Source organism: Kitasatospora sp. NPDC004745, from assembly GCF_042873275.1.
Taxonomy (GTDB): domain Bacteria; phylum Actinomycetota; class Actinomycetes; order Streptomycetales; family Streptomycetaceae; genus Kitasatospora.
The window spans coordinates 41787-55232 of record NZ_JBIALK010000032.1; the positions used below are offsets into that span (position 1 = coordinate 41787).

Consider the following 13446-nt stretch of genomic DNA (forward strand, 5'->3'; position numbering starts at 1 on the left):
CAATGGTTTGTTGAAGCCTGGCGGAAGGTCGGTGCCCTCGCCCGAACGCTTCAGTGGCGGCGGCGGTTGAGCACCCCGATGAGAGTGGCAAGGTCGGCGGCACCGGCCGGGTCATCCGCGTAGCGGGTGGTCTGGAGGGGGCCGACCTCAGGAAGGACGATGTCCTCCCGCGCCAGGACATAGACCAAGGTCAACAGTGCGGCGCGGGCATTGCCGTCGGCGAAGGGGTGGAAGAACGCCACGTCGAGGTAGGCGCGGGCCGCGCGGGCCGCCAGCGGGATGTCCGGGTCGGTCGTCTCGTCCAGGCAGGAATCGAAGTCGGCCTGCGTGTGACGGGTCAGACCGTAGCGCTCGCGGCCGGCCTTCGCATAGGCGTCGCTCACGCGGAACGGTGCCCCTGTTGCAGCGAGGACTTCGCGTTGCCAACGGGCCAGCAGGGCGAAGTTCAGCGGGGTCTGGCGTGCGGCGTCCTCCCGGGCCAGGGTGTGCGCGGCGAGCAGACGCTCAGCGCGAATCGGGTCGCGCCGACGCACCGGTCCCTCGCACCAGGACCTGAACCCGTCGCGGCCGGCCGGGACCCGTCGCAGAGCCGGTGAATGCCGCCAGTCGACCTCGCGGCGCACGCGCAGCCAGACCGAGAGGCTGTCAATAGCGGTCATGGAGCTTCTCCAGCGCTTCCCACTCGCGGTGGTCCCGGTACGGGGCGTGGCCGGTGAGGCCGACGGCGAGGTCCTCGCCTACCGACTCGATCAGACTCCGCTCCGGGTGGACCCAGCTCTTGAACCGGCCGCCGATCGCGCGCTCCACCGCTCGTGCGGCTTCGGCCCGGTCCATGCCGGTGCTGGTGAGGAACCAGCCCAGGACGATCGAGGTCTGGCCCCGCCAGGCGTTGTCCGCGCCCGAGTCCATGGTGTGGGTCACGAGCCGGACGCAGGCCCGTTCCAGGTGCCAGCTGCGGTCCTCGGGCGAGGCGTCCGGCGGCGGCGTCAGTTCGGCGAAGCGCTGGGCCGTCCGCTCCAGCCACTCCCGCCACTCCAGCAGCGCGGCTACGGCCCGGTCCGCGGTCTCGTCGGGGGTCGTCACCGAGCTCGGTCCGCCGGTCCAGTTGCCGATGGGCCCGCCGCTGTAGTGGTACCAGTTCCATCCCCAGGCCCAGGTGCCGTATCGCTCCCGGATGATCGCGTCCACCTGGCTCTCGCACCAGCGTTCTCCCTGCCACCAGCCGGCCATACCGGAGAGCACAGGTGGTACCCACTCGCGGACCAGCGAGCGGAGGTGCTCCTCCTCGTCCTCGTCCCAGGCGAACGAGTGGCGGGCAGGGTCGAACTCTTCCCAGTCCCGAATGCCCTCGTGGGTGATGGGGGGCACGCGGTTGTCGGGGAAGGGCAGGGTGTCACGGTTGTACGTCAGGGCTGGCCACTCTTCCTGTCCGATGTGATCGACCGATCAGTCTCGGCTCAATGCCCTGGGAACGCCAACGGTTTTCGGACCGCGTCGGCTTGTCCGTCATGCCGCTGCTGCCTTGTCGTCGCCGCCGAGCACGCTGAGGTCGACGTCCAGGCGGACGTCGTAGGCGTCGGGGGTGATGCCGAGTTCGTGGGTGGAGTACTCGCCGAACCGCTTGATGTGCTCGGTCAGGTACGGGAAGTCCAGGGCGAGGTCGAGTGGGTCGACCGGGCGCCCGTCGGCCTGCAGCTCGCGGACCACGTCGGCGATGTCCAGGGCGTTGTGGAAGATCACCAGGTTGGCCAGCAGCGACGTGAACATCACGTCCTTCCACACCTTTCATCTTGGGATGTTCGGATCATCTGCAAGACCGGGACACCCACGGGATCTGGAGTCGATGACGTTGCGCCCGGCCTCGCCGAACAGGGCGTCGATGTGGTCGTACTGGGCGGTGCGTGAGGGGCGGAAGAACAGCAGGTCCTTCCAGTTGCGGATGCGGGGCATCAGGTCGATGCCGAGCAGGTCGGCGATGGCAAAGACCGGGTAGCTCTTTATGTGGATAGCTCGAGTTGCTCATTTTTTGGTTTGCTCCGTGGGTGGAGAACTTGCCCGGCAGCTCTCAGCCGGCCAGTACGGGGATTCGCACGGGTCAGGGTCCAGTCCGACAGCCCCGCTGGGTATGCGGCGGTCGCACCACCCGCAGACCAGGACAGCGCGGGCGCCTGCTGCCTCCAACCGCTTCGCGACCTTGTCTGCGGCTTCGAACCAGGCGTCCTCCACGACCACGACCGGGGCGGCCTCCAGCAAAAGCTTGCTGTGCCAGAGACTCAGGCCTGAGATCGCTCGGACTCCTGGATGACGTCCAACTTCGTAGTGCCGACCTCGGTCAGCAGCACGCTGAACTCCGGTTCCTCCACGACCACCCCTCGTCGACGCGAGACGAACGACTGGACAAGTAAACCGCGACTGAGAGGTCGTTTTCATCTTTTTGGCCCGGATACAGGGCGATTCTCGAAGTGCGCGGGCATGGTGCGGAAGCGACTGTAGATGCGGCTGAGGTCTGCGGGTCGGACGGGGGTGCAGGTGGGGCGGGGTGCGGTTTGTACCTGTCTCATCCCAGGATGTCCGGTCTTCGCGGCTGTCTGCTTCCCGGCGCCGGTGTCGTGCGCCTGGGCGCACTCGGTCTGCTGCGGTACTTCGGAAGTATGCCGACGCGACGTCCTTGTCCGAGTGATCTGTCCGATGCCCGCTGGGAGTTGATCGAGCCGGTTCTGTCGGCCTGGCGCTTCGAGCGCCGCGGCAGGGCCCTGGACTTCGGCCGGCCGCCCGAGCACGACCTGCGCGACATCATGGACGCGATCTTGTACGTGGACCGCACCGGAGTCCAGTGGCGCTACCTCCCGCACGACTTCCCGAACTGGAACACGGTCTACGGCCTCGATCGTTGTCGGGAGCGGCAACTCCTGGACCCAGGGCGGCCGCTACATTGGGGAGGAGCGCCGCTACACCTGCGGCTGACGCCTGAGGGGCAGGGCCACGACTTGGAGCATCAGACTGAAGCCGACGCCAGCGTCGCGATGTTCGGCTGCGGCCTTCTCTTCGCCCTCCTCGCGTGGCTAGTCCTCGCCGGAATCGCCTATCTACTGGGAGTCGGATCCAGCCTCAACTGGGTTGCCTGGGTCATCGTCCCAAGCACAGGCGTGGCCGGAATCCTCTACGGCCGGACCCGGACCCGCCGACGCCGGCCGACACAGAAGACCCCGCCCCAGTAGTGCCCGGCGCTTCGGTCGTACGACCATGACTCCCCCCGCGACGGCAGACGTGGCCGGAATCCGCCACGGTGTGAACCACCCGAACGCCGACGGCCGGCCTCCCGCGCTCGAACCGCGGAAGGCCGGCCGTTTTGGTTCCACGGGGTCAGCGGCGCAGCCGCGCGGGGGCGGGGTTGCGCGGGAAGGGGTCGTTGAGCTGGGTGGTCTCGCCGACCCTCCCGGTGCTCATGATCGGGGCGCACCACTTTAGGCGGACCGGATCGGCACGTCATCACCCTGCGGCCGCCGGGCAGCCGAATCGGCGAGCATCGGTCTGACGGTCGCGGGCCAGTACGGTGCGTCCCCTGCGGCCTCGAGGGCTCGGACGAGTAGCCGGTCGGTGGCACCTCGGTGTCCGGGACGTCGTCGAGCCGCTTGGCGGGGAGACCCGCACCGTCGTTCACGACGCCCGGCAGGTCGAGCTGGCCGGCCTCGGACATCCCGCGGTCATGTGGGCCTGGCTCATTCAGGCCATGACCGGACGCCGGGCCAGCGAAGTGCTGATGGTGGACTTCGAACCACTCTCCGACATCCCCGGCCTGGACGCCGCGGCCGGCGTTGAGGGCGGGATGGTCGCCCGGCTCCGCTACCAGCAGACGAAGATCGACGCGGCACCGAACACCATCCTCGTCGGCCGCGATGTCGTCGAGATCGTCCGGGAACAGCAGGCGTGGGTGCGCGAGCACTGGCACCTGGGCCCCGTCGACACCATCCGCTACCTGTTCCCCAAGACCACCGGCAACCGGCACGGCACCAAGTCCTGGGAGACCAGCAACTACAACCGTGTCCTGAAGGACTTCAGTCACCACCTGGACCTGCGCGACTCACGCGGCGAGCTCCTCCTCTACTCGCGAAGCCACCGGCTCCGCCACACCAAGGCGACCACGCTGATCAACGTCGGAGCCCCCATCCACGTTGTCCAGCGCTACCTCGGTCACCATTCTCCCGAAGTGACGATGCGCTATGCCGCGACTCTGGCCAGCACCGCCGAGCGGGAGTTCCTCGCCCTGGCCAAGGTCGGCGGGGACGGCCGTGAGCTGGCATGGACCGCCGGGACATGTTGGACCTGGTCCAGCTCGATCGCCGCACCGACCGGATCCTGCCCAACGGCTACTGCCTCCTGCCGCCCACCCGCTCCTGCGGCAGGGGCAATGCCTGCCACGGCTGCGATCACTTCGCCAGCGACCGCACCTTCCTCCCCGACATCCAGCGCCAACTCGCCGAGACCGAGTCACTGGTCGCATCCCGGCAGGCCCGACACGCCGACCGCTACGGGGAGCCGATGAGCGCGGCCAACGTCTGGCTGGAACAGCGCAACGCGGAGATCCGCAGCATGCAGCTGGAGATCATCGCTCTGGAGGCCCAGTCGGACGGCACCGCCGCTGTCGTCCGCGGCGCAGGCGTACTCGGTCGAACCGGCTACCAGCAAACCGCCAACGCACCCGTTCACAAGAGAACATAGCCCGCATGACCACTCGCCAGACCGCCTCGGTTCCCGACACTGCCCCAGCCGAGAACCGGCGCATCGTCGCCCTGCGGCAGGCAGGCCAGGACCACGAGCAGGCCGTCCCACGAGCAGAGGCAGGCATCCGGCGACTGGTCAAAGCGGGCGAGGGAATCAACGTCCGGGCTGTCGCCCGCGCGGCGGGTGTCAGCCTGGACTTCCTCTACGCCCACACCGACCTGCGCAAACGCATCGAAACCCTGCGAGGCCAGCAACGGGCTGACCACCGGCCCCTCCGACAGGAGCCCGCAACCGACGACGGCACGGTGATCCATAGCCTCACCGAGGCCCTCCGCCGCGAACGCGCCGCCCACCGTGAGCGCGTCCACGAGCTCGAACAAGGTTTGCCGCCGCCCACGGCGAGATCCTCCGCCTCCAGCGTCAGATCCGGGAACGCGGCGACGCGCCCCGGTGAACGACATGCCAGCCGTCGCACGCCCGCAGCGTGCCAGAACAATGCGGTTGAGGCCGGAGGATCAGCCCGGCACACTCGCCCGGTGAGCCACAACACACACGCGGGCAGATGGGACGGGCCCTGGTTCAGGGTCTGCACGGAGCACTTCGAGGCGGCGTTCCTGCCGAATGCCGGCGAGGACTTGGAATCGGTGGACAACATCGACGTCTTCGTGGACCTCAACGACGGAACCCGGTGGAGTGCGACCGTCATCACCCTCGCTCAGGTGGAGACCACCATGACGCGGTGGGCGGCGACCGGGGAAGCCCTCGGCGGCGCCTACTTCTCGTGCCCGGACGGCCTCATCGTCCGCGACGCCGGCATCAGCAGGATGACCCAGGTCCTCGTCGCCCTGGTCGAGACCGGCGACTTCACGCACGTCCTTCAACGCATCGACGAATGACCGCAGCCCCAGTCCACGACGAGCTGATTCTGAGCCACCAGTAACCTGCCCCGGCCGAGCCTGGAACATCATCCTGAGGACACGGTGCTCTCCGAACACCAGCAGCAGCTGAGGGATCGTTTCCTCGCTGCCCCCGTCATCCCAGCACCACACTCCTGGCAGCCCGTCTCCACGCGGCGAACACCCGTCAGCGGGCTACTCGGAGTCGGTTTCGGGGTCGACCCCGACAGCGGAAACGACCTCCTGATGGTCGTCTCCAGCAGCGGTCACGGCATCTTCGACGCCTCCACGGGCCGGCGACTCGCCCGCGACCACGACCCCGACTTGGACCACAGCACACCAACTGGCCCCGACTTGTCCTGCCCTGGACTCGGACCGCTCGCCGGCACCGAGGTCCGGATCGCCGGCCTGTTCGGCGGCGGCCTCCACTCCACCACCGAAGACGGATGGACCGTCGAGGTCGTCAGCCCGGATTGGCCGCACCACCGCGTCCTCCTCTCGGCCGATGGCGGACTCTGCCGCGGCCCCGCCGGTGAGAAGTGGTGGCACATCTTCCACGCCCACTACTCCGAACTGCGAGCCGCCGGGTTCTCCCCCTCCGGACGCACGCTCGTCGTTGCCACCAGCAGCGACATCACGCTCTGGACAAGGCCCGGTCTCGACGCCTGAACCAGAGCGCCGTCCACGTTGCGGACGCCATCGGCAACGCTACAACCTCCACAAATGCGATCGCCGCCGCCACCGACCCTGGAGAACTCCAAGACTTCGACTTCGCGAAGAACCCGAACGTCACCCCGGAGGTCGTCGCGGACCTGAAGTCCCCGACCCTGGGTGCGCGAGGGCCGGCCGCTGGTGCTGATCGGCGACTCCGGCACCGGCAAGTCCCACCTGCTGATCGGCATCGGCACCCCTATCGCCGAGACTGGCCTGTCGGTGCGCTACACCACCACCTCGGCACTGGTGAACGAGCTCGCCGAGGCCGACGCGAACCGCCGCCTGTCCTCGGTGATCGCCCGCTACAGCAAGATCGACCTTCTCTGCCTGGACCTATGCCGAGACGACGACTATTCCGAACGGGGTGTCAGGGTGCTGGCTCGCAACCGGTGAGGAGGGGTGCTCGTTCCGCATAGTCGTGGGGGCCTGCCGGCGAGTGGCTGCCCAGCTTCTGACACACTGGTGCCATGACAGTGCAGCGAAAGGACCATGCCGCGTAGGCGCCCTTCGGACCTGCGCTCGGGCCGTCGAAGGTTCGCGGTTGAGCGTGGGAGACATTCGAAGATCGGTCAGGTGTCAGGCTCGGCGCAGGCCGAGATCATCCGCTTGGAGCGAAGTCGCTTCGCGCCCGGTGACGTGGGCAAAGCCCTGGCTGCGTGGAGCGAGCTGGCGCATACTCCACGACAGCGTTCGCCTGACATTCGCACGGGGTGTGGCGAACCGTCCTGCTGTCCGCCGGAGCCGGACGAGTGGCGGGAGCTCCTGGAGATCGTCATGCATGCCTTGCCTTCGAAGTCCGCGCGCGAGCTCGGCCGGATCGTCGGGCGCCTCGACAGCAGAATTCTCGATCATCCGGCCTTGAGACACACCGTTTCACCGCGCGGTCGATGGTGGCACTTCAGCCGGTGGCCGTGGGAGGACTGACTGAGGGGGCGTTGGGCTTTCCATCCTGGGGTGCAGTCGATCGGTGTCACAGGCGGTCGAGGAAGGCCAGGACCTTGTCGGTGGGCTGGTAGCGGCCCGGCCGGGCGGTGACCGGTGCGGTGAGGGCGAGTGCCTGCTCCTCGATGGTCATGTCGGCGTGGACGTAGGCGTCGGTGGAGCGGATGCCGGCGTGACCGAGCCAGAGCGCGATCACCGTGGTGTCGACGCCGGCCTGCAGCAGCGACATCGCGCAACTGTGCCGCAGGACGTGCGGATGGATGCTCTTGCCCAGCAGGGACGGGCAAGCTCGCGCGGCGGCCTGCGCGTGGATACTCAGGCGTTGGGCGACGGCGTCGCGGCTGAGGTGCCGTCCGGTGCGGGTGCAGAACAAGGGGTCGCTGCGGCGTCCGGCGCGTTCGTTCAGCCAGGCGCTCAGCAGGTTCTGGACGGGCCGGTCGAGCGGGACGGTGTGCTGTTTGCGTCCCTTGCCCTCGCAGCGGACGGCGGCGCCTTCGCCCAGGGTGATGTCGTCGCAGTTCAGACTGGTGAGTTCGGTGACGCGCAGGCCGGTCTGGACGGCCAGGGCCAGCATGGCCTTGTCCCGTCGTCCTTCCCACCGTTGCGGATCCGGTGCCGCCAGCAGCGCGTCGACCTCCGGGCCGGTCAGGAACGTGACGGTCCTCTTGTCGAACCGCTTGGGCGGGATGTCCAGGACCCGCTGGATCAGCAGGGCGTGTTCGGGGTGCTGAAGGGCGACGTAGGAGAACAGCGAGCGGATCGCGGTCAGGCGGACGTTTCGGGTTCTGGTGCTGTTGCCGCGCTCGTCCTCGAGGTGGTTCAGGAATGCGGAGATCACGTCCGCGTTCAGGTCGCTCCAGTCCAGCTTCGCCGGAGCGGTCCCGGTCCGCTGCTGGACGAAGCCGAGCAGAAGGCGGACCGCGTCGCGGTAGGCGGCAATGGTGCGGGGGCTGGCCTGGCGCTGGCGGGCAAGCCGATCGGTGAAGAACGCCTGCAGCGTGGGCGCGATCAAGGTCATGGGCGGGCCGCCGTCCGGACGCCGTCCCGGCGGGCCGCGGCCAGGGCGAGCAGTTCCGGGGCCGCCGACAAGTACCAGTAGGTGCAGGCCGGTTCGCGGTGTCCCATATAGGTCGACAAGGACGGGATCTTCGCCTGGACGTTGTCCTCGGTGCGATACCAGTGCAGGAGGGTTCGAACGGCGAAGGTGTGCCGCAGCTCGTGCAGCCGAGGGCGATGCGGGGCGTCGAGGCCGACGCCGGCGGTGTCGACCAGGGTCCAGAACACCGGATGCACGCAGGCGTAGATCAGCCGCTTGGCGGTGAGGGAGATGAAGAACGCGGGGTCCTTGACCCTGGGCATCAGGTCTTCGCGCAGCCTGTCGTACTCGAGCAGCGCGTTCGTGGTGCTGTCGTGCAGGGGGACCAGTCGGGACTTGCCGAACTTGGACTCGCGGATGTGCAGCACGCCCTCGGTCCAGTCGATGTCGTCGCGGTCCAGCTTGATGGCCTCGCCGATGCGCAGGCCGGACGCGGCCAGCAGCCCGATCAGCGTGTGATAGGTGGCTGCCCGCAGCGGCTGGGGGATCGTCTCTTTGGCTGCCGTCATGATCGCGGCGATGCCGGCATCGGAGTAGAGGAAGATCTGCCCCCGGCGCCGGTTGTAGGGCACCAGTCCCAGCGGCGGCACCTCGGTCGCCGGGTCGATCCCGCTCAGGTAGCGGGCGAACCCGCGAACGGCGGTGATCCGCCGGGGACTGACCGTCGTGATCACCTCGGGCTCGCGGGTCCGCATCCAGTCCAGCGCGGCCGCGACGGTCACGGTCTGTTCGCCACGGCTGTCCATGAAGCGCACGAAGTCCGGCAGCAGATAGGCCGCCTCGGCCATCTGGTGCCCCAGCGAACGGCGGAGCCGCAGGTAGTCCTCCGCCGCCTGGTGAAGATCGGTCATGCCGCCTCCGTCCCGAGCCAAGGCTGGGCGACCGCACGCAGGGCGATGAAGTCGACCTTCGCGTAGAGCGCGGTGGTGGCCAGGTCCTGGTGCCGGAGCACCTGCCCGATCGCGGTGAGCCCGGCACCGTGTCGCAGCATGTCGGCGGCCAGAGCATGGCGCAGCCGGTGCGGCCCGACCTTGAGCGTGCCGGCCCGGCGACAGGCTCGTTCCACCACGTCGCCGACCAGGTCCGCCCGGATCTGACCGTGCGGAGCCTTGCAGGTCAGGAACATGTGGCGGGCATCCAGGCGAGGCCTGGGGCCGGTCACGTAGGCGACCAGTGCCTCGCCGACGTCGGTCGGCAGCGGGAGCCTGTCCTCACGGCGTCCCTTGCCGCGGACGACGATCTCGCCGCATCGCCAGTCGATGTCGTCCAGCAGCAGCCGGGCCACCTCGATCGACCGCAGCCCGAGCCTGGCCACCAGCATCAAGATCGCGTAGTCGCGGACGCCGACCATCCCGTGGCGCGGAGTATGGTCCAGCAGCCGCTGGACGTCGCCGGCCGCCATCGTCGGCGGCACGGACGCGAAGCGCCAGCCGCCCACCGGAGGCACCGCTCCACCGAGCTTCATCGGGATGACGCTGTGCAGGTGAAGGAACCGCATCAGCGACCGGAGTTCGGCCACCCGTCCCTTCGCCGAGCCCGCCGAGACCTGGCGCACTCGCGCAGCAAGAACGCGTTCAGGTTCGCCCCGGTCAGACCATCCGGCGCGAACTGTCCGTCAATCATCGCCTGTTCGGCCAGGAAGCGCCGGGCAGTGTTCCCGTAGCGCAGCATCGTCGGCGCCGCCAGGCCACGCTCGGACTCCATCCAGCGCTGGTACCGCTCCAGCAGAACCTCCGCCGGCGACGGTGGCACTTGCGGCGCTGGCACCACGCCGGCCTCCCGCAGGAACATCAGCAGCGGGACCATGCCGCGCGGCCCGGCCACTCGGCGACGGCCCGATTTCCGCAGGTCAGCGAGGTGCTGCTGCATTCGCCCCTCGTCCAGATCAGCAACATCGAAGCCCTGCCGCGAAAGCCACAGGCCAACCTGCCCAAGATCCTTGAGCATGTTCCTGGCGGTCAGGGTCGTGTACCCGCGCTCCGCCAGCCATACCCGATAGCCCTCAACCTGCGGAGCCAGAGCCCCCGCCTTCCGACGCGTACTTCCGAACGGCATCGCCACCCCCTCGCGGGAGCACCCTGCCCCCACGCCCACGAGGCTGCCCGGCGCGGCAACTATGCAGAGCCATGAACGGCCGAAACCCCACGAAGGAGCGGAACGACTCACACGACTTCGGCATAGTCGTGGCCTCGGCATAGGTCGATGCACAAAAGGTCGACGCGGCCGTAGCGGGCGATGGTCTTGGCGAGCTGCTTCTCGTCGGCGGCCTCGACGAGCTCGTTGACGAGCTTGGTGGCCAGCACGTACTTGACCCGGAAGCCGGCCATCGCGGCCTCGGTGCCCAGCGCGATCAGCAGGTGGGATTTGCCGGTTCCAGAGTCACCGATCAGGCAGAGCGGCAGGCTCTTCTTGATCCACTCGCAGGTGGCGAGGGTGTGGATCACCGCGGGGTCGATGTTCGGGTTCGCGTCGAAGTCGAAGGTTCGCAGTTATCTGGGGCTGGTGATTCAGAAGGCTCAGTTGTCGCTGATCAGGACGTTGTCGACGCCGTCGGTCTCGTACGACTTGCCTTCTTGCGCTGCTTCGGCCTCGGCCAACTCCTGCCGCAGCCGCTCGTAGTGGGTGCGGGCCATCTCTTGCTGCATGGCTGACCTGCCCTCGACGTGTTGCAGCAGCTTCTCCGCACCTGCGAGGAACTCCCTGATCGCTTCGATCGGGCGCTGATGGCCGCACGGCGCCTCGTTGCCGTCTTTGTCGAAGACCTCGGCGGCGTTGGCGGTGTTCACCCACACGCTGATGCCTTGATCATGGACAACCACGTTGAAGGGCGACTCTTCGGGCTCGCCTTCGGTGACGACCGTGAACTGTTCTCCGGGACGCATCCAGTGATCCGTTCCCCAGGGCTCCAGCCACAGGCAGAGCATTTTCGCGGTGTCGTTGTTGACGCTCGTCTTCGGCATGGCAGCACCGTAGCGAAGCCCCAGCAGTCACGGGGTGGCAGCCCGTCGAGGCATGTGGTTCACAGATCTGCGAGGCCGTGTTCGCGGAGTCTGCGTTGGAGGCGGAGGATCTCTCCGTGGGCGGCGGCGAGCCTCTGCTCCAGATCACGGACCTGGTCTCGGCGGGTGCCGCGCTCGCGACGCAGCGCCTCCGTTAGGGTCTGGATTACGGTGCAGTCGCTGTTCGGCGCGGTGTTGGCCGGGGGCCGTGCCGTGGCGCGTTGCTGTTGCCCGCGGAGGGTCTCGATGCGGAGTCGCAGGTCGGGATGGTCGTTGAGGAAGTCGAGGCTGACACCGGCTGCTCGGGAGACCGATCGGAAGTTGATCTCTGTTCCGTCCTTGAGCAGGGACCGGATTCCGGCCTCTGCCCGGTCGGTCGCCGTCTTTCTCTTGTTCTGGGCTGCCTTCTTCAGGGCTTCGATGCGGCGAGTGCTGGTGTTCTGGCTGGCTGGCTGGATCGGGGAGACCGCTCATTGACCGGCACCGCCTTTCGTGGCCAGCGAAGCAGGGGTGTCTTGGTAGCCGTCGCGGCCCAGGATGTGGTGTGAGGTCTCAGGACTCAGTTGACACTTTCGGCTCATCAGATCCTTGACAGGCTCAAGACTTACTGGACATGGCCGGGCATCGTGTTTCGAAGCCGGTTCGCCGAGCCGGTGGCAGTGCTGTGATGGACGAGATCAGGGCCCGTCTGGGCGTGACGCGTTCGGATCGACGTTCCAGCGCCCGGGTAGGTCGGCGTCGCAGAAGACGCAGACGAAGTGGTCTTCTCGCACGATGTTGTGCTCCTGGCAAGTAAGACATCGCCGGAAGACCACTGCGTGGGTGAAGTAGTCCGGGTGGTCGAGGTCGGCTTGATCCAGTGCGTTCGCGACAGCCGGCCATGAGGCAACGTCCGGACAGTAGCCGGTCGACTGGTTGCTGACCTCGTTCACCGTCCAGCGTCCGGCTCCGGTGTAGAAGCTGATCTCGCCAGCGCTCAGTACCCGATCGCCGCTCGCGCAGGCGACGTGTTCCCTGCGGCGTGGGGCCAGCCGCAGCGCGCCGTCCGTGGCGATGACGAAGGTGAAGGGCTCGTTGAGTTCCTCGACGGTCCGGGCTGCCACCCAGTCTGCGAAGTCGGCGGCTGTGCGGATCGTGGCACCACCGTCCGCTGGCTGGACAGCATCGATCAAGTGGTGCGGCCCGACATAGCGGTAGGTCCGGCCCGAGGCGCTCATGTCGATCAACGTAGAGCACGCGGTCTCGGCACGCTCAGAGTTTCGGCGCGTGGATCTTGGCCTTCCAGCGGGTCACGGGATGTTGGTCCTGGCGGGCGTGAAGCGAGATCTCGGCGCCTTCGTAGGTGACGCGGAAGTGGGTGTCCTCGACGTAGATGGTGACGATCCGGCCCGCGTGGGTCCGGCCGACGCGCAGGCGCTGGCGTGCCACCATCACGACGCCGTCGTTCGGGACCTTGCGCTCAACGGTGGCGGCGGCTGGGGCCGGCGGCAGCTGGGTCGTGGCGAGCCTGGCGCCGCGGAGCCGTGGGTGCTCGCCGCCGGTGAAGGGCGAGGGCAGGGTCTTGACCAGCTGCCCGTTGCGCACCGCATGGGGGAGGTGCCCGTCGAGACGGACGGTGATCCGTCGGTTGGCGAGCTCTGGACCGATCTTCACGCGTTGGGTGGCCAGGGCGATCCAGCCGTCCTGATCAGCGGTGCGTTCGAGCTCCAGCGCGTGGCCGGCTGGGAGGTCACCCAGGCGGTCGACGGCAGGGAGAGCCGGTGGAGGCCCGGCCGGGCGCGCTCCGCGGAGTTTGAGCTGGTGGAGGTGCTCGGCATCGAGGTTGGACGCCACCGTCTTGACCACCTCGCCGTTCACCAGGACGTGGACGGTGTTCTCGTCGGCCCAGATTCGGACTCGCAGGCCGGCCCGCTCGGCGCCGAGTCGGATGCGCTGGACTGAAGGGATGATGCTGACCTGCCCGCCAGCGGGGACCACGGTGTCGAACTCGACCGCGCCAGCCGACGGCGTCATCACCAGCGCCGGCGGGGCCGACTCAGCGGGCACGGGCGCGGCCTCGGACCGCTGGGCAGGCACG

Annotated in this window: 17 protein-coding genes and 4 pseudogenes; 7 read left to right on the forward strand and 14 right to left on the reverse strand. The window is 68.1% G+C overall.

Annotated features, from left to right (window positions below; translation table 11 throughout):
* Window positions 1-50: 50 nt before the first annotated feature.
* The 5 genes and pseudogenes from ACFYUY_RS34740 to ACFYUY_RS34760 all read right to left on the reverse strand — a co-directional run bounded on the left by ACFYUY_RS34740 (window position 51) and on the right by ACFYUY_RS34760 (window position 2430).
* Window positions 51-659: a Fic family protein gene (locus ACFYUY_RS34740; protein WP_387906694.1), complete on the reverse strand. Its 609-nt coding sequence runs from the start codon at window positions 657-659 to the stop codon at window positions 51-53.
* On the reverse strand, window positions 646-1368 hold the full coding sequence (locus ACFYUY_RS34745) for a hypothetical protein (protein ID WP_387906697.1): 723 nt from the start codon (window positions 1366-1368) through the stop codon (window positions 646-648). The genes ACFYUY_RS34740 and ACFYUY_RS34745 overlap by 14 nt, the downstream gene beginning before the upstream one ends.
* A gap of 138 nt (window positions 1369-1506) precedes the next feature.
* Window positions 1507-1767, reverse strand: a complete 261-nt coding sequence (locus ACFYUY_RS34750; RefSeq protein ID WP_387906827.1) for a Tn3 family transposase — start codon at window positions 1765-1767, stop codon at window positions 1507-1509.
* Window positions 1768-1866: 99 nt separating this feature from the next.
* Window positions 1867-1998: pseudogene (locus ACFYUY_RS34755) on the reverse strand (Tn3 family transposase); the annotation flags it as partial.
* 21 nt (window positions 1999-2019) lie between these two features.
* Window positions 2020-2430: a ribosomal protein L7/L12 gene (locus tag ACFYUY_RS34760; RefSeq protein ID WP_387906699.1), complete on the reverse strand. Its 411-nt coding sequence runs from the start codon at window positions 2428-2430 to the stop codon at window positions 2020-2022.
* Between the two features lie 221 nt (window positions 2431-2651).
* Between ACFYUY_RS34760 and ACFYUY_RS34765 the strand changes: the two are divergent.
* The 7 genes and pseudogenes from ACFYUY_RS34765 to ACFYUY_RS34795 all read left to right on the forward strand — a co-directional run.
* Window positions 2652-2879, forward strand: a pseudogene (locus tag ACFYUY_RS34765) (transposase); the annotation flags it as partial.
* A gap of 827 nt (window positions 2880-3706) precedes the next feature.
* Window positions 3707-4543 carry a tyrosine-type recombinase/integrase gene (locus tag ACFYUY_RS34770; RefSeq protein ID WP_387906701.1) on the forward strand — a complete coding sequence of 279 codons (837 nt, stop codon included), beginning with the start codon at window positions 3707-3709 and terminating at the stop codon, window positions 4541-4543.
* Complete coding sequence (locus tag ACFYUY_RS34775; RefSeq protein ID WP_387906704.1) at window positions 4540-4719, forward strand: hypothetical protein; 180 nt, start codon at window positions 4540-4542, stop codon at window positions 4717-4719. The genes ACFYUY_RS34770 and ACFYUY_RS34775 overlap by 4 nt, the downstream gene beginning before the upstream one ends.
* A 5-nt stretch (window positions 4720-4724) precedes the next feature.
* A pseudogene (locus ACFYUY_RS34780) lies at window positions 4725-4934 on the forward strand (hypothetical protein); the annotation flags it as partial.
* Window positions 4935-5258: 324 nt separating this feature from the next.
* Window positions 5259-5618 carry a hypothetical protein gene (locus ACFYUY_RS34785; protein ID WP_387906829.1) on the forward strand — a complete coding sequence of 120 codons (360 nt, stop codon included), beginning with the start codon at window positions 5259-5261 and terminating at the stop codon, window positions 5616-5618.
* 84 nt (window positions 5619-5702) lie between these two features.
* Window positions 5703-6287 carry a hypothetical protein gene (locus ACFYUY_RS34790; RefSeq protein WP_387906705.1) on the forward strand — a complete coding sequence of 195 codons (585 nt, stop codon included), beginning with the start codon at window positions 5703-5705 and terminating at the stop codon, window positions 6285-6287.
* A 183-nt stretch (window positions 6288-6470) separates the two neighbouring features.
* Window positions 6471-6725: an ATP-binding protein gene (locus ACFYUY_RS34795; RefSeq protein WP_387906706.1), complete on the forward strand. Its 255-nt coding sequence runs from the start codon at window positions 6471-6473 to the stop codon at window positions 6723-6725.
* 577 nt (window positions 6726-7302) lie between these two features.
* Here the strand turns inward: ACFYUY_RS34795 and ACFYUY_RS34800 are convergent.
* From ACFYUY_RS34800 to ACFYUY_RS34840, 9 genes and pseudogenes are all read right to left on the reverse strand, one after another.
* Window positions 7303-8292: a tyrosine-type recombinase/integrase gene (locus ACFYUY_RS34800; protein WP_387906709.1), complete on the reverse strand. Its 990-nt coding sequence runs from the start codon at window positions 8290-8292 to the stop codon at window positions 7303-7305.
* Window positions 8289-9221, reverse strand: a complete 933-nt coding sequence (locus tag ACFYUY_RS34805) for a tyrosine-type recombinase/integrase (protein WP_387906712.1) — start codon at window positions 9219-9221, stop codon at window positions 8289-8291. Before ACFYUY_RS34805 ends, ACFYUY_RS34800 begins: the two co-directional genes overlap by 4 nt.
* Window positions 9218-9835: a tyrosine-type recombinase/integrase gene (locus ACFYUY_RS34810; protein WP_387906715.1), complete on the reverse strand. Its 618-nt coding sequence runs from the start codon at window positions 9833-9835 to the stop codon at window positions 9218-9220. Before ACFYUY_RS34810 ends, ACFYUY_RS34805 begins: the two co-directional genes overlap by 4 nt.
* A 32-nt stretch (window positions 9836-9867) precedes the next feature.
* Entirely contained in the window at window positions 9868-10317 is a 450-nt protein-coding gene (locus ACFYUY_RS34815; protein ID WP_387906717.1) for a hypothetical protein, read from the reverse strand.
* Between the two features lie 251 nt (window positions 10318-10568).
* Window positions 10569-10859 (reverse strand): annotated as a pseudogene (locus tag ACFYUY_RS34820) (ATP-binding protein); the annotation flags it as partial.
* Window positions 10860-10886: 27 nt separating this feature from the next.
* On the reverse strand, window positions 10887-11330 hold the full coding sequence (locus ACFYUY_RS34825) for a hypothetical protein (RefSeq protein ID WP_387906720.1): 444 nt from the start codon (window positions 11328-11330) through the stop codon (window positions 10887-10889).
* Window positions 11331-11389: 59 nt separating this feature from the next.
* Window positions 11390-11827: a DUF6262 family protein gene (locus tag ACFYUY_RS34830; protein ID WP_387906832.1), complete on the reverse strand. Its 438-nt coding sequence runs from the start codon at window positions 11825-11827 to the stop codon at window positions 11390-11392.
* Between the two features lie 219 nt (window positions 11828-12046).
* Window positions 12047-12586: a hypothetical protein gene (locus tag ACFYUY_RS34835; RefSeq protein WP_387906722.1), complete on the reverse strand. Its 540-nt coding sequence runs from the start codon at window positions 12584-12586 to the stop codon at window positions 12047-12049.
* Between the two features lie 34 nt (window positions 12587-12620).
* Window positions 12621-13445: a hypothetical protein gene (locus ACFYUY_RS34840; RefSeq protein ID WP_387906724.1), complete on the reverse strand. Its 825-nt coding sequence runs from the start codon at window positions 13443-13445 to the stop codon at window positions 12621-12623.
* Window position 13446 lies beyond the last annotated feature (1 nt).